We start from the raw sequence: 22,060 nt of genomic DNA, 5'->3' as shown, positions 1-22,060 counted from the left end.
TCTACAATCGGCGGCTTCGGCGCGCGGCTGACCCGGCCGCCGCGCTTCATGCCCGTCAACCCGTCGAGGCCCGCCATGGACACCCGCCTTTCCGAGATCAAGCTGCGCATCGTCAGGCTGCGCGACGCGCTGCGCAACGCCGGCGCCCACGCCATCCTGGTCCCCTCGGCCGACCCCCATCTCTCCGAATACCTGCCGCGCCGCTGGCAGGCGCGCGAGGTGCTCTCCGGCTTCACCGGCTCGATGGGCACGCTGGTCGTCACGCTCGACGACGCGCAGCTCTTCGCCGACAGCCGCTACTGGACGCAGGCCGAGCGCGAACTCGCCGGCAGCGGCATCGCGCTCTTCAAGATTCCCTCCGGCGCGTCGGTGCAGCACATCATCTGGCTGGCGGAACGCCTGCAGCCGGGCCAGACGCTGGTCGTCGACGGCCAGGTGCTGGGACTAGCGCTCGCGCAGCAGCTGCGCGCGGCGATGGGCGCCAAGGGCGTGCGCATCGACACCACGCTCGACCTGATCGACCACGCCTGGGACGAGCGCCCCGGCCTGCCCGACGCCCCGATCTACGAGCACGCCGCGCCGCAGGCCACCATCGGCCGCGCCGACAAGCTGCGGCAGGTCCGCGAGGCGATGACGCGGCACGGCGTCACCCACCACCTGATCTCCAGCGTCGACGACGTCGCCTGGCTGTTCAACCTGCGCGGCTCGGACGTCAGCTACAACCCGGTGTTCCTGGCGCACGCGCTGCTCGACGCCAACGGCGCGACCCTGTTCGTGCAGCCCGGCAAGATCGACGCCGCGCTCGCGCAGCGCCTGGCCGCCGATGGCGTGCGGATCGCCCCCTATGCCGACGCGCGCGCCACGCTCGGCGCCCTGCCCGCTGATGCCCGGGTGCTGATCGATCCGCGGCGCGTGACCCTGGGCCTGCGCGAGTCGCTGCCCACGACCGCCACCATCATGGAGGCGATCAACCCCAGCACGCTGCTCAAGAGCCGCAAGAACGCCGCCGAGGCGCAATTCGTCCGCCAGGCGATGGAGCAGGACGGCGCGGCGATGTGCGCCTTCTACGCCTGGTTCGAGGCGGCGATGGCCCGCGGCGAAGCGATCTCCGAGCTCACCATCGACGAACGCCTGAGCGCCGAGCGCGCCAGACGACCGGGTTTCGTCGGGCTGTCCTTCCCGACCATCGCCGGCTTCAACGCCAACGGCGCGATGCCGCATTACCGCGCCACCGAGGACGCCTTCGCCCGGATCGAAGGCGACGGCCTGCTGCTGATCGACTCCGGCGCGCAGTACCTGGGCGGCACGACCGACATCACGCGGGTATGGCCGATCGGCCGCATCACCGACGACCACCGCCGCGACTACACGCTGGTGCTCAAGGGCACGATCGCGCTGTCGCGCGCCGCATTCCCGCGCGGCACGCTCAGCCCGATGCTGGACGCCCTCGCCCGCGCCCCGCTGTGGGCCCACGGCCTGGACTACGGCCACGGCACCGGGCATGGCGTCGGTTACTTCATGAACGTGCATGAAGGCCCGCAAAGCATCTCCAAGGCCGTGCCCGACGCCAACATGGCGATGGAGCCCGGCATGATCACCTCGATCGAACCCGGTCTCTACCGCCCCGGCCAATGGGGGGTGCGGATCGAGAACCTGGTGCTGAACGTGTCCTTCGACACCCCCGAGAAGGGGCAGTTCGGCGAGATGCTGGCCTTCGAGACGCTGACGCTGTGCCCGATCGACACCCGCTGCATCGCGGTGGCGCTGCTGTCGGACGACGAACTGGCTTGGCTGAACGCCTATCACGCCGAGGTCCGCCGCCGCCTGGCGCCGCTGGTCGAGGGCGAGGCCCTGGCCTGGCTGAACACCCGCACCGAGCCGCTGAGCCGCTGAGCCGCGCTTGCGCTGCTGACGGCGGCGCCGGTCGCCGGGATCCTGCCCCCGGCGACCGGGTTTGCGACGGAGGGGGAAAAAGCGTGGCTGAGCCGCGCTTTTTTACCCGCGGCCTCGCTGGAAGCCCCTGGAGCCGCCACCTAGACTTGTTGCAGGCTGTCGGCTCGCGTGCCGCTCGATGTCTTCATCGCCGGGGCATGTCCGGTGAACCGGGCGGGCGATCCGACGGCCCTCGCAGAGACCAGGACCAGAGGACTTCGAGGAGCAAGCCATGGATACCAGACTCTCCCAGGCGTGGCACGGCTGGCGCCTCCACGCACGCGCCGGTTCACCGACCAACGACGAGCGGTCGATGCATCGCTTTTCCGACGGTGCGATGCACACCGCCCTGATGGCGGCGGTCATCGCGGTGGCCGTGATGGCGGTGGTGCAGATGATCAACGTCGGCGTCCAGATGTGGCAGTTGGAGCCGGTCGTCGTGCAGGGCAAGGCCCAGAACCTGCCGCTGCCGGCGGCGCCCCAGCCGCTTGAACCGGCGCAGCCCTCGCGCTGACCATCAACCCGGCGCCGTGCAGGCGCCGGCCTCGCGTCGACCTCGCGCCGGACCGCCGGCGCGCTACATCTGCCGGAACAGATGCAGGTAACTGCGGCTGACCGGCAGCACCTCGGGGCGGGCCTTCAGGTGGAGGTCCGCCGTTTCGTTGGGGCCACGGGTGACGTGACTGATCGCGTGCAGGTTCACGACCACCGACCGGTGGACCTGCACGAAGCGCTGCGGGTCCAGCCGCTCGATCAGTTCACGGATGGGCGTGCGGATCAGCGCCTCGCCTTCGGCGGTGACCACCAGCGTGTACTTCTCGTCCGAGCGCAGGAACAGGATCTCGTCGACCGGAATCAGCTTCAGTGTCGACCCGACCGAGGCGCGTATCCACTGCAGCGGGCCGGTGTCGGCCGCCAGCGCGCCGCCGGCCGGCACGGAGAGCGCCGGCGCACGCGCCATCCGGCGCGAGAGCTCATCGATCACCGCCTCGAGCGCCGCCGGGTGCGCGGCCCCCAGCCCCGGGCGACCGCCGAGCCGCTCCTTCAAGCGCCCGATCGTGTCGGCCAGCCGCGCCTCGTCGACCGGCTTGACGAGGTAGTCGATCGCGCCGCGTTCGAAGGCCTGCAGCGCGTATTCCTCGAAGGCGGTGACGAACACCACCTGCGCCTGACGCGCGATCTGCCGCGCCGCTTCCATGCCGTTGACGCCCGGCATGTGGACGTCGAGGAAGGCGATGTCGGGCCGGTGAAGCTCGAACATCTCCACCGCCTCGCGGCCGTTGCGCGCCTGCGCGACGACGCGCAGTTCCGGCCACAGCAGCGCGAGGCTGCGTTGCAGGCTGTCGCGCAGCAGCGGTTCGTCGTCGGCGATCAGGGCGGTTGGCGCGGTCGACGCGGTCGACACGGGGGGAGCAGCGGCACTCATCTCGTCGCGGGGGTGAAAGTCAGTTCGGCGCGCAGGCCGTGCGGGCGATTCTCGGTGAGCGCCAGGGCCGCGCCCAGGCCGTAGAACAGCGTCAGGCGCTCACGCAGGTTGCGCAGCCCGGTGCCGCGGCCCATCGCCTGCGTCATGCCGACGCCGGTGTCGCTGACCCACAGCCGCACCTGGTCGTCGACGCGCTCGCCGCCGACCTCGATGCGACCGCCCTCCTCGCTCGGGTCGATGCCGTGGCGCACCGCGTTCTCGACCAGCGTCAGCAGCGCCATCGGCGGGAAGCGCAGGCTGCCGAGCTCGGGCGGCAGGTCCACGAAAAAGTCCAGTCGGTCCGGCATGCGCAGGTGCATCAACTCGAGGTAGGCGCGCACCAGGCCCAGTTCGTCCGACAGCGTGGTGGCGTCGCCCTGCAGGCGCGGCATCGCGGCGCGCAGGTAGGCGATCAGGCTGCGCAACACCGGCGCCGCCTGCGGCGAGCCGGTTTCTACCAGCGCCCGGACATTGGCCAGGGTGTTGAACAGGAAATGCGGCTCGACCTGGGCCTGCAGCAGGCGCAGCCGTGCGTCCAGCGCCTGGCGTTCCAGCTCGCTGCGCTCCAGTTCGAAGCTGAGCGCCTGGCTGCGGGCTTCGGCATCGCGCTGGCGGTACAGCGCGCCCATGGCCAGCAGCGGGCCGACAACCAGGCCGGAGCCGGCGATCCAGAGGAAGCCGAGCATCCGGGATTCGGACTCGACGAAGCTGGAGAAGTCGCCGCCGACGGCGACCATGTAGACCGCCAGGGTGGCCAGCGGCACGGCCGCCGCGACCACGACCACCTGGAACAGCCAGCGCGCCCACCAGCGCGGCAGCCGGCGCGGCCACTGGCCGGCCGCGGAAAAGGCCAGCAGCGCCAGCATGCCGACGAACATCGTCCGTCCCAGCAGCACCGGGAAGGGCGTGATGAAGATCGGTTGCAGCGCCAGCGCGAAGACGGTGGCCAGCGCGAGCGCCAGCAGGACCCGCTGCGGCGTCAGGTAGGAGACGAAGCCGTGCCAGGCCGGATGCGCCGGTTCGGGCGGGTGGGCGGGAAGGACCGGGGTCGACATGCCCGCACGATAGCGGGGGCGCGGCGGTGAACCAAGGGCGCGGCGGGTCTCGCGCGACGAAGCACGGGTTGAGCCGCTTGAGCCACGGGCGCCGGGCCGGCAATCGCCCGCTCGCGCTGGGCCGCTGGCGCGGCCACACGGGGGAGCGTGGCGAGGAAGTCCTCGAACAGCGCGTCGGCCTTCATGCGTACATCCCGATGCGGCACATCACCGCTTCCTTGCCTGCGCTGATCGCGAAGCGCAGCGCCTCGGCCGGCGTCGCCCAGCCGTAGCCGCCGGCCAGGTTCTCGTCGCGGAAGGCCTCGCGCTTGTTCAGCGCCGGCGTACCCTCGACCCGCATCACCACGACCGCGGCCACATAGCCGAACTGGCGCGGGCGCTCGATCGCCCCGGCATAGATGCGGTAGTCCCCGGTCTCGACTTCGGCGAAGTGCATGGCTGACTCCTTGAACGCACAGCGGCCGGTGAGGCCGCGATGGAGTCAACTTTGCGCGCTGGAACGCGCACTGCCTACCCGACTGAGGAGGGCCCTCGGAAGGGGGAGGTCTCGACGAGCCCCCCTTTGGAGCGAAGCTCCCCGTGGATCAGAACTGCTTGTTGGCGATGGCGGTGTACTCGCGCAGCTCGGCGTCGACGACGCGCTTGGGCGGCACGTCCGCCGCGCGCTGGCCCAGGGTCGGATGGACGACGTCGTAGGCCCGGCGCTCGGCCGGCGAGATGACGCCGTTCTGGTCCGAATCGGCCTCGGCGTAGACCAGGTTGGGCACCAGGCTGATCGGCTCGGGGAATTTCTCCGGCTCCTCGGCCGCCAGCGAGACGGTCTGCGTCGCGGCGGGCTGGGCGGGCGGCGCGGCGGTCACGGGCTGCGAGGTCGCGGTCTGCACGGCCGTGGCCGGACCGGTTGTCGCCTGGGCCGGCGCGGCGGCGCCCGACGCCGCCAGGCTCGCCGCCTGCGGCGACAGGCTCACCACGGCGGACGCCTCGGCCTGCGAGGTGGTCGAGGGATCATCGGCTTCGCGCACGCGTGCCGACTGCCCGGTGGTCGCACCGGGACCATTCGATGTCGTTATGTTGTTCAGGGCAGCAATCATGGCGAGCCTCCCAGGAGGTTTCCGCACATTTCGGCCAGCGGACGCCGGGCCCGGAGCGCATTCCGGGTCGAAGCCCCTTCAGGGCATGTTCGGTTTATCGGCGGGCGATCTCCGGACTTTAGGCCTCGATTCCAGGGAATCGCACTTTCTTGATAGGTGAAAACCCTCGGTCTGGCGACGCGCGGGCGCCTGGAGGCTCAAGTCCACTCGTCGGAAACCCCTGCTGCCATCGGTTAAATTTCCACGCATGGGTCTCCGCTCCTTCGCCACCGCTCACATCCCCGGCCTGACGGGCCTGGCCGGTCCCCGGACCGCGCCGGACACGGCCGCCGAGGCGTCGTCCTTCGACGCGCTCGTGGACCGCCTGCATTACCTGCCCAAGGCGGACGTCAAGCGCATCCGGGAGGCCTACAAGTTCGCCGACGAGGCCCACCTGGGCCAGTTCCGCGCCAGCGGCGAGCCCTACATCACCCATCCGATCGCGGTGGCCGGGCTGTGCGCCGACTGGCGCCTGGACGCGCAGGCCATCATGGCCGCGCTGATGCATGACGCGATGGAGGACTGCGGCGTCACCAAGACGGAACTGATCGAGCGCTTCGAGGCGCCGACGGCGGAACTGGTCGACGGCCTGACCAAGCTGGACAAGCTGCAGTTCTCGACGCGCGAGGAATCGCAGGCGGAGAGCTTCCGCAAGATGCTGCTGGCGATGGCGCGCGACGTGCGCGTCATCCTGATCAAGCTGGCCGACCGGCTGCACAACATGCGCACGATGCAGCACATGGCCTTCGACAAGCGCCGCCGCATCGCCCGCGAGACCCTGGACATCTACGCGCCGATCGCCCACCGGCTGGGCCTGAACGAGATCTACCGCGAGCTGCAGGAACTCTCCTTCCAGTACATCCATCCGTGGCGCCACGGGGCGCTGGCCAAGGCCGTGACGAAGGCGCGCGGCCACCGCCGCGACCTGGTCGCGCGCATTGAACGCGACGTCCAGAAGGCCTTCTCCGAGGCCAACCTGCGCGTCGAGATCCAGGGCCGCGAGAAGACGCTGTTCAGCATCTACAAGAAGATGCGCGAGAAACACCTGAGCTTCGCGCAGGTCAGCGACATCTTCGGCTTCCGCGTGATCGTGCAGGACCTGCCCCAGTGCTACTGGTCGCTGGGCGTGCTGCACCAGCTCTACAAGCCGCAGCCGGGCAGATTCAAGGACTACATCGCCATCCCCAAGCCCAACGGCTACCAGTCGCTGCACACGACGCTGGTCAGCCCGCTGGGCACGCCGGTGGAATTCCAGATGCGGACCGAGGCGATGCACATGGTCGCCGAGAAAGGCGTGGCCGCGCACTGGCTCTACAAGAGCAAGGGCGACGCCAAGGGCGCGCAGCAGCTGGGCTCGCGCTGGCTGCAGTCGCTGCTGGACATCCAGGACGAGACCCGCGACGCGACCGAGTTCCTGGAGCACGTCAAGATCGACCTGTTCCCCGACGCGGTCTACGTGTTCACGCCCAAGAGCAAGATCATGGCGCTGCCCAAGGGCGCGACGCCGGTGGACTTCGCCTACGCGATCCACTCGGACGTCGGCGACCACTGCGTCGCCGCCAAGGTCAACGGCGAGCCGGTGCCGCTGCGCACCGAGCTGCGCAGCGGCGACGTGATCGAGATCGTGACCGCCGCGGGCGCGCGTCCCAATCCGGCCTGGCTGAGCTTCGTGCGCACCGGGCGTGCGCGCTCCAAGATCCGCCATTTCCTGAAGAACCTGGAGCAGGAAGAATCGCGCGAGCTCGGCCACAAGATGCTGGCCCAGGCGCTGCGCGCCGAGGGCCTGGCGCTGCCCAGCCTGAAGGAAGAGGACGAGGCCGCCGCCGCGCTGTGGCAGGACCTGGCGCGCTGGGCCGGCAACCGCCATGTCGACGAACTGCTCGTCGAGATCGGCCTGGGTCGCAAGATCGCCACCATCGTGGCCAAGAAGCTGGCGCGCACCCTGTCCGACCAGGGGCAGCGTCCGGACGCGGTGCTGCTGACGATGGGCCGTTTCGCCACCGACGACGCGCCGGCCCAGGGCCAGGTGCTGCTGGACGGCAGCGAAGGCGCGTCGGTGCGGCTGGCCACCTGCTGCCGGCCGATCCCCGGCGACGACATCAAGGGCTACCTGGGCCGCGGCGAGGGCCTGGTGGTGCACACCGCGGAATGCTCGGTGGGCCGCCGGCTGTTCCAGCGCGACAGCGAGCACTGGATCGCGGTCGGCTGGGCGGAGGAACTGACGCGCAGCTTCGAGGCCGAGGTCGGCGTGCTGATGCGCAACGGCAAGGGCGTGCTCGCGCAGATCGCGACGGCGGTCAGCAGCGCCGAGGCCGACATCACCCACATCGCCATGAGCGACGACTCGCAGCAGCGGGAGACGGCGGAAATGACACTGCTGCTCGCGGTGCGTGACCGGCTGCATTTGGCCGACACCCTGCGCACGCTCAAGCGCTCGAGCGCGGTGATGCGGGTCTGGCGCGTCAAGCCGTGATCGCGCCCTGACCAAGCGCGCGGCAATCGGAGCATGCGGGCCTCAAGGCCCGCATGCCTCCGCTTTCGGCCGACGGCCGCGAGTCAGGCGCCGGGCTTTGGATAACGGACTTCGACGACCTCGATCGTCTCGACGCCGACCGGCGTGACGAGCTGCAGTTCGTCGCCCTCGCGCGCCTTGAGCAGCGTGCGCGCGATCGGCGACACCCAGCTCACCTCGCCCGCGAGGCTGTCCGCCTCGTCGATGCCCATGATGGTGATGGTGCGCTCTTCCCCCTTGGCATTGGCATAGGTCACCGTCGCGCCGAAGAAGACCTGGTCGCTGCCGTGGTGCGCGCTGGGATCGACGACCTCCGCGATGTCCAGCCGCTTGGTCAGGAAGCGCAGCCGGCGGTCGATCTCGCGCAAGCGCTTCTTGCCGTAGAGGTAGTCCCCGTTCTCGGAACGATCGCCGTTCTTCGCGGCCCAGGAGACGGTCTCGACGATCTTGGGCCGCTCGACATCGAGCAGCTGCATGAACTCCGCCCGCAAGCGCGCGTAGCCCGCCGGCGTCATGTAGTTGCGAGAGCCCTTGGGCAGCGCCGGCAGCGAGGGGCCGTCGTCCTCGTCGTCGTCCGGGGCGGCGTCGTTTTCCTTGGTGAATGCCTTGCTCATGGGGTTGGATTGTGTCGCCCTTCCACGGTGGCCGCGCGAGGGACGACGGAGCCCCGCGCGCGAACGCGGTATGGTGTCGCGCCCCATCCCCCCGGAGGCACCGAGGCATGAGCGACACGACGGAAACCGGCAGCGGCCCCTTGGCCGGATTGAAGATCGTCGAGTTCGCGGGCATCGGGCCGGCGCCCTTCGCGGGGCTGGTGCTGGCGGACTTCGGTGCGACCGTCACCGTGGTGGAGCGACCCGGCGGCGAGCAGCGTCTTGGCGGCGGCGCCGCGCTGAACCGCGGCAAGCAGGTGGTGCAGGCGGACTTGAAGTCAGCGCACGGGCTGGCCCGGGTGCGGGAGCTGATCGCGCAGGCCGATGCGCTGGTCGAGGGCTTCCGGCCCGGCGTGATGGAGCGGCTGGGGCTGGGTCCCGACACGCTGCTGGCGGCGCATCCGAGGCTGGTCTACGCGCGGCTGACCGGCTGGGGCCAGACCGGCCCGCTGGCGCGCACCGCCGGACATGACATCAACTACGTGGCGCTCAGCGGGCTGATGCCTTTCGCGGGTCGGCCGGGACAGGCGCCTGCGCTGCCGGCCACCTTGCTGGGCGACGTCGGCGGTGGCGCGTTGACGATGCTGTTCGGGCTGATGTGCGCGCTCTGGGAGTCGCGTCGCTCCGGTCGGGGCCAGGTCGTGGACGCCGCGATCATCGACGGCGTCGGCTACATGGGAACGTTGATCCAGGCGCTGCGCGCGGGCGGCCGATGGGACGAGGACCCGGAACGCAACTTCTTCCTGCACCGCTCGCATTTCTACGACAGCTTCGAATGCGCCGATGGGCGCTGGCTGTCGCTGGGCGCCATCGAGGCGCCCTTCCACCGCGAACTGATGGAGCGCCTGGGCCTGACGCCGGTCCCGGCGCAGGACGATCCGAGCCAGTGGCCGGCGCTGCGCGAGCGGGTGGCGGCGCTGATCCGCGAACAGCCGCTGGCGCATTGGGCCGCGGTGTTCGAGGACAGCGATGCCTGCGTCGCGCCCGTGCTGACGGCCTCCGAGGCGCCCCTGCACCCGCAGCATCAGGCGCGGCGCAACTTCTTCATGCAGGATGGGCTGGCGTGGCCGATGCCGGCGCCGAAACTCTCTCGCACGCCGGCAATGCCCGGTCCGGCGGCCGTGGCGACGAATATGCCGCCGGGTTTATCCGAGTCGGACGATATTCGCACCGGATAACCGGTCCCAGATATCCGGTCGGTATTCAGGAACCGTCTTCGGCAAACAAGCGCAGGGCGGAAATGAATCAGGCAAAGAAAAAGGCCAGTGTTTTTCAACACTGGCCTTTCGATTTGGCGCGGCTGGCAGGATTCGAACCCACGACCCCTTGGTTCGTAGCCAAGTACTCTATCCAACTGAGCTACAGCCGCACGACTTTTACTGATCAGGAACCGCCGTCGTGGAAGCGATTCCAGGTTTTTGTTGTTGCTTCTTCTTTGTTGCCGAATCTTCGGTTGCCCTGGGATTCAACAGTTTTTCTGGCGCGGCTGGCAGGATTCGAACCCACGACCCCTTGGTTCGTAGCCAAGTACTCTATCCAACTGAGCTACAGCCGCTGAAAGACTGCGACTATAGCATGCGTTTTTGGAGGTCCGCAAGAATCTCCCCGAAAAATCCTTCGGGCGACCGGTCGCGGTGCTTCAACCCAGACGCGCCGCCGCCTCGAAGCAGCGGGCGCGGCGCTCGCCGTCGTCGTCCTGGTCGGCCATCTCCGCCAGGCGCAGCCAGCTGCGGCGACGCGCGGCGACGGACAGTTCCCGGTCCTCCGCCGCCTGCTCCAGCATCAGGCGCGCCTTGCCCCACAGCTGGCGCTCCGCCAGCGCGTGGCCCAGGGCCAGCGCCATCGTGCCGTCGCGCGGGAAACGCTGCACCGCGCCCTCCAGGCGCTGCAGCCATTCGGGGCCCAGCCCCGGCGTGCACAGCACCAGCGCCTCGGCCAGGGCCTGGCGCTCATCGGCGCCCTGCTCCGTGATCGCTTCCCAGAACGGACGCAGCCAGCCGCGGCCATCCTCCGGCGCGCCCAGGGCCGCCGCGCAGTTCGCCGCGCGCGCGGCGACGAACACGTCGCGCCGGTCCGACGCATCCAGCTGCTGCCAGACCGCGCGCAGCTGATCGATGTCGCGTGCGGTCTCCAGCGCCTCGCAGGCCAGTGAGCGCAACAGCCCCTGCGCCGCCGACTTCGAGAAGCCCTGGTGCTTGGCCAGCAGGCGCGCGGTGCGCAGCGCCTCCAGCGGCTGATGCGCCAGCCGGCTGCCCTGCAGCTTCAGCCGCAGCGCCTGGGTGCGGCGCGCCACGCCGGGCGTCAGTTCGCCCAGCAGGCCGAGCGCGCGCGGCGCGTCCCGGTCGTCGAGCGCCCATTCGGCCGCCAGCAGCCGGGCGCCCTCTTCCTGCACCCGCGCGCCGGCCGAGGTCGCCGCCACCTGCAGCGCCTGGCGCAGGTGCTCGTCGCGGTTGCGCCGGTCCTGCAGCTTGTGCGCGCTCTGCGCGGCCACCAGGTGCGCCAGCGCCATGAACGCGCCGTCCTGCGCCAGGTCCGGCGTCTGCGACTGGATGTTGAGCGCGCGTTGCGCCGCCTTCTCGGCGCGGCTGTAGCGCGCGCCGAAGTACTCGGCCCAGGCCTCGCGCAGCGCGACCTGCGCGCTGCGCTCCCGCTGGGCCATGCGCCAGAGCCGCGCGCGCTTGGGCAGCGTCAGCAGCGCATCCAGCGTCTGCATCAGCGTCATCAGCGCGAAGCAGCCCGCCACCAGCAGCAGCAGGAACAGGTTGAGCGACAGGTCCATCCGCCAGCCGCGCCAGTAGAAACTGGCCAGGCCGTCGTTGTTGCCCAGCGTCAGCGCCGCGACCACGGCCGCGACGAACAGCAGCACCAGCCAGATCACCATCCGCATGGCGATCTCCTCAGCGGGCCACCGCGCTCAGCGCGGCAAGCGTGTCGTCGGGCCGCGGCACGCTGACCTGGCGGGACTGGCCCTGCACCTGGCGCAGCAGCTCCACCGTCTGGGACAGCTTGCGCGAACGCGCGTCGAAGTAGCGGTCCAGCATCGCCTGCGCCTCGCGCAGGTCGACCTGCGCGGTGTCGAACTGCCGGCTCAGCAGTGCCAGGCGGGCGTTGAGCAGTCTGAGCTTGAGGTTCTCGCGCAGGAAGAAGGCCTGCTCCGGCGCGATCAGGGCCGCCTCCGGATGATCGATGCGCGTCACGCGCAGCAGCCCGCGGGCCTCGCGCCAGACTTCGCCCGACAAGTGGGTCCAGCGCTCGCCGGCCTGGTCCCACAGGCGCGACCACCAGCCCGGCTCGCCGTCGGCGGCGGCGAGCGACGCCGAGGACGCCGGCCGGCGCGCCGCGACCGGCTTCACCGCCGCCGCGCTGGCCGAGGCCTGCGGCGGCGCCGCGCCTTCGCGGCCGGGCTGGGCCACGGCCAGCAGCGGCAGGTCGTCGACCTGGCGCACCACCTCGTCGAGCTTGATCGTCAGCGTCGAGACGTCGACGACGCTGACCGCCTTGATCCGTTCCAGATCCCGCGTGACGGCGCGGCGCACGCCCTCCAGGCGCGGCTGCTTGTAGCGCGCCAGCCGCTCGTCGGCCTGGCGCAGCGCGGCCACCAGCGGCTCGGCGCTGCCGGTGATCGTGCCCTGCTGCATCGCGACCCGCAGCGAGGCCTCGATGTCGCCGACGACGTTCTCGTCGCGCGACCGGTTCATCGACTGCATCAGCCCCTCGAGCTGCTCGCGCTGCACCGCCACCTCGGCCAGCCGCGCGTCGAGCAGCGCGACCTTGGCGGCGGTGTCGCGGCTCAGGTCCTGGGCCTGGCGCGCCTGGTCGCGGGCGATGTTGGCCTCGCTCTGGCTGCTGTCCTGGCGCCGGACGAGTTCCTGTTCGACCTGCTTGAGCCGCTGCTGGCTCTGCCAGGCCAGGCCGAGGGCCAGCAGGGCCACGAGGCCGACGCCGGCCACGACGGCCTGGGTCAGCGTGGCGCCGGATTGCCGGACGGGCTTGTGGGGCGACGAAACGTCGGCCGCTGGGGTGTTGGTCTCGCTCACGTCGGCGATTCTAGGGTGGACCCTGACAGCATCCGGAACCCGGCCGCGACGGCCGCCGCGTCGGGTCGCACCAAAACCACATGCCCCACCCCGAGGGCCCGCGCACGGGCGGCGATCCGCTCATGGGTCGCGAGTGCCCTCACCCGCCCCCAGTCGGCGGGCATGGGCAGGGGGTCGGACGGGGGGGCGGCGGGATCGCGCGTCCCCTGTTCGAGGGAATCCAGGTGGCCGATGGCCTCCGAGCTACTGAAGAGCCAGACATGGCGGTCCGGCGCCTCGAGCGCCTCGCGCAGCAGGCGGCGCCCCGGCGCATCGAGGACGGGACAGGCGCGGCGGTAGACGCTCACGGCCGACACCGTCGCGCCCGCTTCGCGGAGGCGATCGCCGAGCCATTCCCGCCCGCCATCGCCGCGCACCAGCAGCGCCCGGCGGCCGGTCCAGTCCGCGCCGGCGACGCGGCACAGCTCCGGCCAGAGATGTTCCGAATCGAGGCTGTCCGCCTCGGCCGGCGGCTGGACGATGCGGGCCTCGGGCACGCCGCGCTCGACCAGCGCGCGCGCGCTGCCGGGGCCCACCGTGGCGGCCCAGGTCCGGTCGGGCCATGCGTCCTGGCCGCCGTCCGCGCGGCACCGGTCGAAGAAATGCTCGACGGCATTGGGGCTGACGAACATCGCCAGATCCGTCGCCGGCAGCGCCGACCACGCCTGCGCCAGGCCGGCAGGATCGGCGGCGGGGGCGATGTCGATCAGCGGCAGCGAGGCGGTGGGCACGTCCAGCGCCGCCATCCGCCGGACCCAGTCGTCGGCCTGGGCCCGGGGACGGGTCAGCAGCAGTCGGACCGGGGCGACCTCGCCCGGCATCAGGCGTCCTTCAGGTACTCGGCGGCGCCCCGCTCGCGCAGCGCGTTCGCGGCGGCGACGCCCAGCCCCTCGGCCTGGCCCAGGTCGGACACGATCGCGGCCGTCTCCGCCCGCAGCAGGGCCCGCTCCGGCTGGGTCGGGTGCCCCAGGGCGGCGGACAGCGTCAGCCGGCCGTCAGCCGCCCAGACCGCGTGCGCGGCCAGCGGCATCGAGCAACTGCCGCCGAGCTCGCGCGACACCGCGCGTTCGGCGGCCGCGGCCAGCCAGGTGGGCGCGTGCGCCAGGGCGGCCAGGTGCTCGGCCAGGGGCGCCTGCCCGGCGCGGATCTCGATGCCCAGCGCGCCCTGTCCGGCGCACGGGATCATCTCGTCGACGCCGAAGTACTGGCGGATCCGGCCCTCGAGTTGCAGGCGCTTGAGGCCGGCGGCGGCCAGGACGATCGCGTCGTACTGGCCCTCGTCGAGCTTGCGCAGCCGCGTGTCGAGGTTGCCGCGCACCGGCTCGATGCGCAGGTCCGGCCGCATGTTCTTCAGCTGCGTCACGCGGCGCAGGCTGGAGGTGCCGACGCAGGCACCCTGCGGCAGCGCGGCGAGGCTGTCGTACTTCGCGGACACCAGCGCGTCGCGCGGATCCTCGCGCTCCAGCACCGCGGCGAGCACGAAACCCGCCGGCAGCTCCATCGGCACGTCCTTGAGCGAATGCACCGCGAGCTGGGCGCGACCGTCCTCCAGCGCCGTTTCCAGCTCCTTGACGAACAGGCCCTTGCCGCCGACCTTGGACAGCGTGCGATCCAGGATCTGGTCGCCTCGGGTGGTCATGCCCAGCAGCCGCACCGCCAACCCCCGTGCGCGCAGCAGGGCCTGCACATGTTCGGCCTGCCACAACGCCAGCCGGCTCTCGCGCGTGGCGATCACGAATTCTTGGTTCATGGGGCGGGATGCTAGCCGAGCAGGCACGGCGTTTCTCCCCGCCCCCGGGGACCACCGCTTGCCGCGAAGCGTCGCTTGCGCGATCCCGGAGCGAGTCGCGGCGTCCGCGCCACGCCGCCGTGCGGGCCGCGCACGGAGAAACTGCTAAAGTGAACCGGAGGTAACTCCGTTACATCACCAGTCTCCGCTCACCCCTCCGGTCTCTGACGAACTCCTGACGCCACCATGCCCGCCAGTACCGCTTCCCGCCCCGCCCGCCCCGCCGCCCGTTCCGCCGCCAAGCCGTCCTCGACCCCGCGGGCCAAGGCCGCCGCCACGCCCGCCTCAAAGAAGGCCGAGAAGGCCGAGAAGGCCGGCAACGCCAAGGCCACCACGCGCTCGATCCAGATCGTCAAGGACAAGAACCAGCCGCTGATGGACGACATCCGCCTGCTGGGCCGCATCCTGGGCGAGGTGATCCGGGAGCAGGAGGGCCGCGAGGCCTACGAACTGGTGGAGCGCGTGCGGCAGCTGTCGGTGGCGTTCCGCCTGAAGCGGGATGCGCAGGCCGGCAAGCAGATGGACAAGCTGCTCAAGAGCCTCTCGGGCGAGCAGACGGTCAGCGTGATCCGCGCTTTCAGCTACTTCTCGCACCTGGCCAACATCGCCGAGGACCGCCACCACGTGCGCCGCCGCGAGGTGCACGACCGCGACGGCTCGCTCCAGCCCGGCTCGCTCGCCTATGCGCTGGAGCGGCTCTTCGACGCTGGCGTGCGGCCGGCCGAGGTCGCGCGCACGCTGGAGAACGGCTTCGTGTCACCGGTGCTGACGGCCCATCCGACCGAGGTGCAGCGCAAGAGCATCCTGGACGCCGAGCGGGCGATCGCCGAGCTGGTCGGCGCCCGCGACCGGCTGCACACCGAGCGCGAGAAGGCCGCCAACGAGCATCTGATCCGCGCCCGCGTCACGCAGCTGTGGCAGACGCGCATGCTGCGCTACTCGAAGCTGACCGTCGCCGACGAGATCGAGAACGCGCTGAGCTACTACCACGCGACCTTCCTGCGCGAGATCCCCAAGCTCTACACCGAGCTCGAGGAGGCGCTGCCCGGCGAGGAGGTGGCACCCTTCCTGCGCATGGGCCAGTGGATCGGCGGCGATCGCGACGGCAATCCCAATGTCACCGCCGACACGATGCGGCTGGCGCTGCGCCGCCAGAGCGAGCTGGCGCTGCGCCACTACCTGACCGAGCTGCACGAGCTGGGCGCGGAACTGTCGATCTCGCTGCGGCTGGCGGGCGTGACGCCGGCGATGCAAGCGCTGGCCGAGCGCAGCCCCGACCAGAACGAACACCGCATGGACGAGCCCTACCGGCGCGCGCTGACCGGCATGTATGCGCGGCTGGCCGCGACGCTGCAGGCCTTGACCGGCACCGAGGCGCTGCGCCACGCGGTCGCGCCGCAGGACCCGTACCTGACGCCCGAGGACCTGCTGGCGGACCTGCGCGTGATCCAGTCCTCGCTGGAAAGCCACCATGCCCATGCGCTGATCGCGCCGCGGCTCAAGCCGCTGATGCGGGCGGTGCAGGTCTTCGGCTTCCACCTGGCCACCCTGGACCTGCGCCAGAGCAGCGACCAGCATGAGCTCACCATCGTCGAGCTGCTCAAGACCGCGCGCGTCTGCGAGGACTATTCGGCGCTGGGCGAGATGGAGCGCCGCGCGCTGCTGGTGGACCTGCTCAACCAGACGCGCCCGCTGCGCGTGCTGGGCGCCGACTACAGCGAGCGCACCCTGGGCGAGCTGGCGATCTTCGAGACGGCGCGCGAGTCGCTCAAGCGTTTCGGCCGCGAGGCCCTGCGCCACTACATCATTTCGCACACCGAGGACGTCAGCGACCTGCTCGAGGTGCAGCTGCTGCTCAAGGAAGTCGGGCTGCTGCGCGGTACGCTCGATGGCGAGGCGGTCAGCGACCTGATCGTCGTGCCGCTGTTCGAGACCATCGCCGACCTGCGCAACGCGCCCGGCATCATGCGCGGCTTCTACGAGCTGCCCGGCATGGCGGCGCTGGTGCGCCGCTCCGGCGGCGAGCAGGACATCATGCTGGGCTACTCCGACTCCAACAAGGATGGCGGCGTCTTCACCAGCAGCTGGGAGCTGTATCGCGCGGAGATCGCGCTGGTGCAGCTGTTCGACGAGCTGCGCGCCCAGGGCCCGCTGACGCTGCGCCTGTTCCATGGTCGCGGCGGCACGGTGGGTCGCGGCGGCGGCCCGAGCTACCAGGCCATCCTGGCCCAGCCGCCCGGCACGGTGAACGGCCAGATCCGCCTGACCGAGCAGGGCGAGGTCATCAACTCCAAGTACGCCAATCCGGAGATCGGCCGACGCAACCTGGAGACGCTGGTCGCCGCCACGCTGGAGGCCACGCTGCTGCATCCGACCAAGCCGGCGCCCAAGGCCTTCATGGACGCGGCGCAGGCGCTGTCCGACAGCAGCTTCGCGGCCTATCGCGGCCTGGTCTACGACACGCCGGGCTTTGCCGACTTCTTCTTCGCGACGACTCCGATCCGCGAGATCGCCGAGCTCAACATCGGCTCGCGGCCGGCGTCGCGCAAGGCGACCCGCGCGATCGAGGACCTGCGCGCCATCCCCTGGGGCTTCAGCTGGGGCCAGTCGCGCATCACGCTGCCGGGCTGGTGCGGCTTCGGCTCGGGCATCCAGGAGTTCCTCGGCAAGGACAAGGCGGGCCGCGACGAGAAGCTCGCACTGCTCAAGCGCATGTACAAGCAGTGGCCCTTCTTCCGCACCCTGCTGTCCAACCTGGACATGGTGCTGGCCAAGGCCGACCTGGACATCGCCCGCCGCTACCTGGAGCTGGTGGAGGACAAGCGCCTGGGCAAGAAGATCTTCGGCGCGATCGAGACCGAGTTCGCCCGCACCGAGGCGGCGCTGGCGCTGATCACCGGCGAGAACGACCGGCTCGCGGCCAACCCGGCGCTGGCGCGCTCCATCGAGCACCGCTTCCCCTACATCGATCCGCTGAACCACCTGCAGGTCGAGCTGATGCGCCGCTACCGCGCCATCCCGGCCGAGAAGCGCGCCGAGGACCCGCGGCTGGAACGCGTGCAGCGCGGCATCCACCTGTCGATCAACGGCATCGCGGCGGGGCTGCGCAACACCGGCTGAGGATCGCCTCAGCGCTGGCCGGCCAGCGCCTCCCGCACCGCGGCGACCTGGCGGCGCGACACGGCCAGCCATTCGTTGACGTGGGCGATGCGGACCGCCCAGCCGAGTTCGCCGCCGTTGTCGCCGTCGCCATCCGCCGGCCCGTCGGTGGGCACGTGGCGCTCGAGCTCGCGCACCGCCGCCTTCGCGACCAGCGCATTGCGGTGCACGCGCAGGAAGCGGTCGCCCAGGCGCTGCTCCAGCTCGCTCAGGGACCCGTCCATCACATGGCTCTGCGTGGCGGTGCGCAGCGTCAGGTACTTGAGCTCGGCCTTGAAGTAGAGGACCTCGGCCAGCGGCACCCGCAGCAGGCGGCCGCGTTCGGTGATGTTGATGACGGGCGCCTCGGCGGCCGGCGCGGCGCCCGGGCCGTGCGGCGCGCCCGCCTCGCGCGCCTTCGCGGCCGCGCGTTCGTCCAGGCGCTGCGCCGCCCGCGCGAGGCTGGCCTGCAGCCGCTCACGCCGCACCGGTTTGGTCAGGTAGTCCAGCGCCTCCAGCTCGAAGGCCTGCAGCGCGTGCTGCGCATGGGCCGTCACGAACACGATCGCCGGCGCGAAGGGCCGGCCGCGCAGCGCCTGCGCCAGGCCCAGGCCGTCCAGGCCCGGCATCTGCACGTCGAGCAGGATCAGGTCGCAGGCATGGTCCTTGAGCCAGGCCAGCGCCTGCTCGCCGCTGCCGGCCTCGGCGGCAACCTCGGCGCGCGGCTCCTCGTTGGCCTCGACCAGGCCCCGCAGCCGCAGCCGCGCCAGCGGCTCGTCATCGACGATCAAGACCCTCAGCGGCGGATGCGTCAGCATGTCTTCCTTCCCTGTCCTCGTTCCCGTTCCGGTTCAGCTCCGGTCGTGTGATCGCGTCATCGCGTCATCGCTTCATCGCGGCGCCAGTCATCGCGGCATCACGATGCGCACGACGAAGCGGCCCTCGCCCGGCCCGGCCTCCAGCCGCGCCGCCACGTCGTGCATCAGGCGCAACCGCTGCCGCACGTTGCGCAGCGCCAGGCCATGCCCCTGGGCGCGCGACGGCAGCCCGACCGTGTTGACGACGCGGATCTCGACCTCGCCACCGCGGGCGCGGGTCACGATGTCGACGTCGCCGCCCTGGTCGTTGGGCTCGATGCCGTGACGCACCGCGTTCTCCACCAGCGGCTGCAGCAGCAGCGGCGGCACGCGCGCGTCGGCCGCATGCGGATCGAGCTGCCAGTGCACGCGCAGGCGGTCGCCGAAACGCAGCTGCTCGATCGCGAGGTAGCGCCGCGCCAGCTCGACCTCCTGGTCCAGGCGCACGCCCTCGGCCGTCGGGCCGGCGTCCGCCAGCGCGACTCGGAACAGCTCGGCCAGGTCCTCCAGCACCTCCTCGGCGCGGTTGGGATCGACGCGCACCAGCGCGATCGCCGTGTTCAGCGTGTTGAAGAGGAAGTGCGGCCGGATCCGCGATTGCAGCTCGACCAGCCGGGCCAGCGCGTCGGCTGGCGCCTGGGCGCGTTCGCGCAGCTTCAGCCAGCCCAGCAGCACACCGGCCGCGAGCCCGCCGGTGAGCGCCGCGGCCACGCGCGGCAAGGCACCCAGATGCCCCAGCTCCACCGCCTCCAGCAGCAGCGCGCCGCCGTGGGCGCAGGCGGCCCCCAGCGCGATCGGCAGCGTCCATTGCGCCCACTCCGGCAGCCGCGCCAGCAGCCGTTTGGCGGCGCACACGATCAGCAGCCAGGCCAGCACCGCGCTCAGGGCGGCGACGGACGCGCCGCCCATGGCCCAGGCCCATTGCGCCAGCGTCTCCGACATCAGCGCCAGTCCGAGCGACAGCACCAGCTGCACGCCCAGCACCGCGCGCAGCACCAGGCCGACATGGCAGACGTCGAAGCGGCGCTGGGCATCGATCAGCCGCGGCGCCTCGACCGTGCGCGCGTCCAGGCGGGTTTCCTCCCAGGCGGGCTGCGTGGGCAGCGGCTGGGTGCTCATGGGCTGGGTGCTCGCCGGCTGCGTCGAGGCCTCGCGCGTGTCGCGCGCGTTGCGAGAGGGGTCGGCCGGGCGTCGCGGCGCGTCGCCCGACGTCCGTCCGCTGCTTGCCTTGCTGGCCATCGGCTCCTCCCGTCCCCGCACTGTCCTTGCCCTCTGCCTGCGCCCGGGCGCCGGGATGGCGCCCCTCCCAGCCCGTGGGCGACCGGATGGCGCCCCCTTTAGAATCGGCGGCTCATTCTCTCCCAGGCGTCCGGCCGCGACCAATGCGAGCCCGCCCGGGGCGCCGCGAAGTCGTAACGCCTTGCAAGCCGATGTCCTCCTCCCCTGCTGACTCCCTGGCCGACGGCCAACACGCCGACAACCAGCTCGCCAACAAGTCGCAAGCCTGGTCCGCCCTCTTCTCCGAGCCGATGAGCGAGCTGGTCAAGCGCTACACCGCCAGCGTCGACTTCGACAAGCGCCTGTGGGCAGCGGACATCCAGGGCTCGCTCGCCCACGCCGACATGCTGGCCGCGCAGTGCATCATCGGCGCCGACGATCTGGCCGCGATCCAGAAGGGCATGGCGCAGATCCGCGAGGAGATCGCGTCGGGCCGCTTCGAATGGAAGCTGGACCTGGAGGACGTGCACCTGAACATCGAGGCGCGCCTGACCGAGCTGGTCGGCCTGGCCGGCAAGCGGCTGCACACAGGCCGCAGCCGCAACGACCAGGTCGCCACCGACGTGCGGCTGTGGCTGCGCGGCGAGATCGACACGCTGGTCGGTCTGCTGGGCGAGCTGCAGCGGGTGCTGGTCGAGCAGGCCGAGCGCCATGCCGACGTGATCCTGCCCGGCTTCACCCACCTGCAGGTGGCGCAGCCGGTGGCCTTCGGGCATCACCTGCTGGCCTACGTCGAGATGTTCGCGCGCGACGCGGAGCGCCTCGTCGACGCGCGCAGGCGCGTGAACCGACTGCCGCTGGGCGCGGCCGCGCTGGCCGGCACCAGCTACCCGCTGGACCGCGAGCGCGTCGCGCGCACGCTGGGCATGGAGGGCGTCGCGCAGAACAGCCTGGACGCGGTCAGCGACCGCGACTTCGCGATCGAATTCAGCGCCGCCGCCGCGCTGATCATGGTGCACATCTCGCGCCTGTCGGAAGAGCTGATCCTGTGGATGAGCCAGGCCTTCGGCTTCATCGCGCTGCCGGACCGCTTCTGCACCGGGTCGAGCATCATGCCGCAGAAGAAGAACCCCGACGTGCCCGAGCTGGCACGCGGCAAGAGCGGCCGCGTGGTGGGCCACCTGATGGGCCTGATCACGCTGATGAAGGGCCAGCCGCTGGCCTACAACAAGGACAACCAGGAAGACAAGGAGCCGCTGTTCGACACCGTCGACACGCTCAACGACACGCTGCGCATCTTCGCGGAGATGATGGCCGGCCTGACGGTCAAGCCCGAGGCGATGGAACGCGCGGCCCTCAAGGGCTACGCGACGGCGACCGACCTGGCGGACTACCTGGTCAAGAAGGGTCTGGCCTTCCGCGACGCCCACGAGGTCGTGGCGCACGCGGTCAAGACGGCGCAGGCGCAGGGCATCGACCTGTCGGCGCTGCCGCTGGACGCGCTGCGCCAGTTCGACGCCCGCATCGGCGAGGACGTCTACGAGGTGCTGTCGCTGCAGGGCTCCCTGAACGCGCGCAACATCCTCGGCGGCACCGCGCCGGCGCAGGTGCGCGCGCAGGTCGCGCGTCATCGCGAGCGCCTGGGCGCGGCCGTCGCCGCGAAGGGCTGACCGATGAGCACGCTGGCCTGGACCGACGAGCTGGTGCTCAACCAGCCGGAACTCGACCACACGCACGAGGAATTCGTCGCGCTGCTGAACCGCTATGGCGAGGCGCTCGATCGCGGCGAGGACGCGCTGCCCGCGTTCAAGGCGCTGCTGGCGCACACCGAGGAGCACTTCGCGATGGAGGAGCGCTGGATGGCGGCCACCGGCTTCGAGCCGGAGAACTGCCACAGCAGCCAGCATGCGATGGTGCTGAACGTGATGCGCGAGGTGGTGCGCTATGCCGAGGACCTCGGCGACCGCGAGCCGCTGGGCATCGTGCGCACCGAGCTCTCGCAGTGGTTCCCCGGTCATGCGGAGATGATGGACGCGGCGCTGGTCTACACGATGCAGCAGCGCGGCTTCGATCCGAAGACCGGCGAATGCCGCGATCCGATCCGCCCCGCGGCCGAAGCGACGGACGCGGTCTCGGCTTGCGGCTCGACGTCCTGCGGCCACTGAGCCGCCCTTCATGCACCGGAGTCCGGAGCGGCTCCGGACCTGCTGACAGCGCGTGTCAGCCGGCGCCGCC

At 71.1% G+C, this 22,060-nt stretch carries 18 protein-coding genes and 2 tRNA genes; 7 read left to right on the top strand and 13 right to left on the bottom strand.

Going from position 1 to position 22,060, the window contains the following annotated elements; translation table 11 throughout:
* Nucleotides 1-75: 75 nt before the first annotated feature.
* A complete protein-coding gene (locus BM393_RS21340) occupies nt 76-1,893 on the top strand; it encodes an aminopeptidase P family protein (RefSeq protein ID WP_091732510.1) in 1,818 nt (605 codons plus the stop codon).
* Between the two features lie 271 nt (nt 1,894-2,164).
* A complete protein-coding gene (locus BM393_RS21335; protein ID WP_141225430.1) occupies nt 2,165-2,446 on the top strand; it encodes a hypothetical protein in 282 nt (93 codons plus the stop codon).
* Nucleotides 2,447-2,509: 63 nt separating this feature from the next.
* Here the strand turns inward: BM393_RS21335 and BM393_RS21330 are convergent, their stop codons facing one another.
* The 4 genes from BM393_RS21330 to BM393_RS21315 all read right to left on the bottom strand — a co-directional run bounded on the left by BM393_RS21330 (nt 2,510) and on the right by BM393_RS21315 (nt 5,543).
* The gene (locus tag BM393_RS21330) at nt 2,510-3,337 is read right to left on the bottom strand and encodes a LytTR family DNA-binding domain-containing protein (protein ID WP_254783552.1); all 828 of its coding nucleotides are present in this window, start codon (nt 3,335-3,337) and stop codon (nt 2,510-2,512) included.
* Nucleotides 3,338-3,354: 17 nt separating this feature from the next.
* Nucleotides 3,355-4,452, bottom strand: a complete 1,098-nt coding sequence (locus tag BM393_RS21325; protein WP_091732499.1) for a sensor histidine kinase — start codon at nt 4,450-4,452, stop codon at nt 3,355-3,357.
* 181 nt (nt 4,453-4,633) lie between these two features.
* Nucleotides 4,634-4,888, bottom strand: a complete 255-nt coding sequence (locus BM393_RS21320) for a hypothetical protein (protein WP_091732496.1) — start codon at nt 4,886-4,888, stop codon at nt 4,634-4,636.
* A 148-nt stretch (nt 4,889-5,036) separates the two neighbouring features.
* Nucleotides 5,037-5,543, bottom strand: a complete 507-nt coding sequence (locus tag BM393_RS21315) for a hypothetical protein (RefSeq protein WP_141225429.1) — start codon at nt 5,541-5,543, stop codon at nt 5,037-5,039.
* A gap of 247 nt (nt 5,544-5,790) precedes the next feature.
* Here BM393_RS21315 and BM393_RS21310 point away from each other — a divergent pair, with 247 nt between their 5' ends.
* Nucleotides 5,791-8,055: a bifunctional (p)ppGpp synthetase/guanosine-3',5'-bis(diphosphate) 3'-pyrophosphohydrolase gene (locus BM393_RS21310; RefSeq protein WP_091732489.1), complete on the top strand. Its 2,265-nt coding sequence runs from the start codon at nt 5,791-5,793 to the stop codon at nt 8,053-8,055.
* A gap of 83 nt (nt 8,056-8,138) precedes the next feature.
* Here BM393_RS21310 and greB read toward each other — a convergent pair whose 3' ends face one another.
* Nucleotides 8,139-8,708 (bottom strand): transcription elongation factor GreB, encoded by a 570-nt coding sequence (gene greB / locus BM393_RS21305; protein WP_091732486.1) that lies wholly within the window; start codon nt 8,706-8,708, stop codon nt 8,139-8,141.
* Between the two features lie 107 nt (nt 8,709-8,815).
* On the opposite strand from greB, the gene BM393_RS21300 reads away from it, so the two are divergent.
* Nucleotides 8,816-9,925 carry a CaiB/BaiF CoA-transferase family protein gene (locus tag BM393_RS21300; protein ID WP_091732483.1) on the top strand — a complete coding sequence of 370 codons (1,110 nt, stop codon included), beginning with the start codon at nt 8,816-8,818 and terminating at the stop codon, nt 9,923-9,925.
* A 114-nt stretch (nt 9,926-10,039) separates the two neighbouring features.
* Here BM393_RS21300 and BM393_RS21295 read toward each other — a convergent pair.
* From BM393_RS21295 to hemC, 6 genes are all read right to left on the bottom strand, one after another.
* Nucleotides 10,040-10,116: transfer RNA gene (locus BM393_RS21295), tRNA-Arg, on the bottom strand.
* A gap of 109 nt (nt 10,117-10,225) precedes the next feature.
* A tRNA-Arg gene (locus BM393_RS21290) sits at nt 10,226-10,302 on the bottom strand.
* Between the two features lie 84 nt (nt 10,303-10,386).
* A complete protein-coding gene (locus BM393_RS21285; RefSeq protein WP_091732480.1) occupies nt 10,387-11,634 on the bottom strand; it encodes a heme biosynthesis HemY N-terminal domain-containing protein in 1,248 nt (415 codons plus the stop codon).
* 10 nt (nt 11,635-11,644) lie between these two features.
* Nucleotides 11,645-12,784, bottom strand: a complete 1,140-nt coding sequence (locus BM393_RS21280) for a uroporphyrinogen-III C-methyltransferase (protein ID WP_254783551.1) — start codon at nt 12,782-12,784, stop codon at nt 11,645-11,647.
* On the bottom strand, nt 12,781-13,644 hold the full coding sequence (locus BM393_RS21275) for a uroporphyrinogen-III synthase (RefSeq protein WP_091732477.1): 864 nt from the start codon (nt 13,642-13,644) through the stop codon (nt 12,781-12,783). Before BM393_RS21275 ends, BM393_RS21280 begins: the two co-directional genes overlap by 4 nt.
* The gene (gene hemC / locus BM393_RS21270) at nt 13,644-14,573 is read right to left on the bottom strand and encodes a hydroxymethylbilane synthase (protein ID WP_091732475.1); all 930 of its coding nucleotides are present in this window, start codon (nt 14,571-14,573) and stop codon (nt 13,644-13,646) included. The genes BM393_RS21275 and hemC overlap by 1 nt, the downstream gene beginning before the upstream one ends.
* A gap of 414 nt (nt 14,574-14,987) precedes the next feature.
* Between hemC and ppc the strand changes: the two genes are divergently transcribed.
* Entirely contained in the window at nt 14,988-17,732 is a 2,745-nt protein-coding gene (gene ppc / locus BM393_RS21265) for a phosphoenolpyruvate carboxylase (protein ID WP_254783587.1), read from the top strand.
* Between the two features lie 8 nt (nt 17,733-17,740).
* On the opposite strand, the gene BM393_RS21260 is transcribed toward ppc, so the two are convergent.
* Entirely contained in the window at nt 17,741-18,568 is an 828-nt protein-coding gene (locus BM393_RS21260; protein ID WP_091732467.1) for a LytTR family DNA-binding domain-containing protein, read from the bottom strand.
* A gap of 87 nt (nt 18,569-18,655) precedes the next feature.
* Entirely contained in the window at nt 18,656-19,846 is a 1,191-nt protein-coding gene (locus BM393_RS21255; protein WP_254783550.1) for a sensor histidine kinase, read from the bottom strand.
* Between the two features lie 191 nt (nt 19,847-20,037).
* On the opposite strand from BM393_RS21255, the gene argH reads away from it, so the two are divergent.
* Both argH and BM393_RS21245 read left to right on the top strand, forming a co-directional pair.
* Nucleotides 20,038-21,495: an argininosuccinate lyase gene (gene argH / locus BM393_RS21250; RefSeq protein WP_091732461.1), complete on the top strand. Its 1,458-nt coding sequence runs from the start codon at nt 20,038-20,040 to the stop codon at nt 21,493-21,495.
* A gap of 3 nt (nt 21,496-21,498) precedes the next feature.
* On the top strand, nt 21,499-21,990 hold the full coding sequence (locus BM393_RS21245; RefSeq protein ID WP_091732458.1) for a hemerythrin domain-containing protein: 492 nt from the start codon (nt 21,499-21,501) through the stop codon (nt 21,988-21,990).
* Nucleotides 21,991-22,060 lie beyond the last annotated feature (70 nt).

The sequence above is a fragment of the Mitsuaria sp. PDC51 genome, assembly GCF_900113225.1.
Lineage (GTDB): Bacteria > Pseudomonadota > Gammaproteobacteria > Burkholderiales > Burkholderiaceae_C > Roseateles.
The sequence above is the reverse complement of the archived record's forward strand: the minus strand, read 5'-3'. Positions and strand labels throughout refer to the sequence as shown.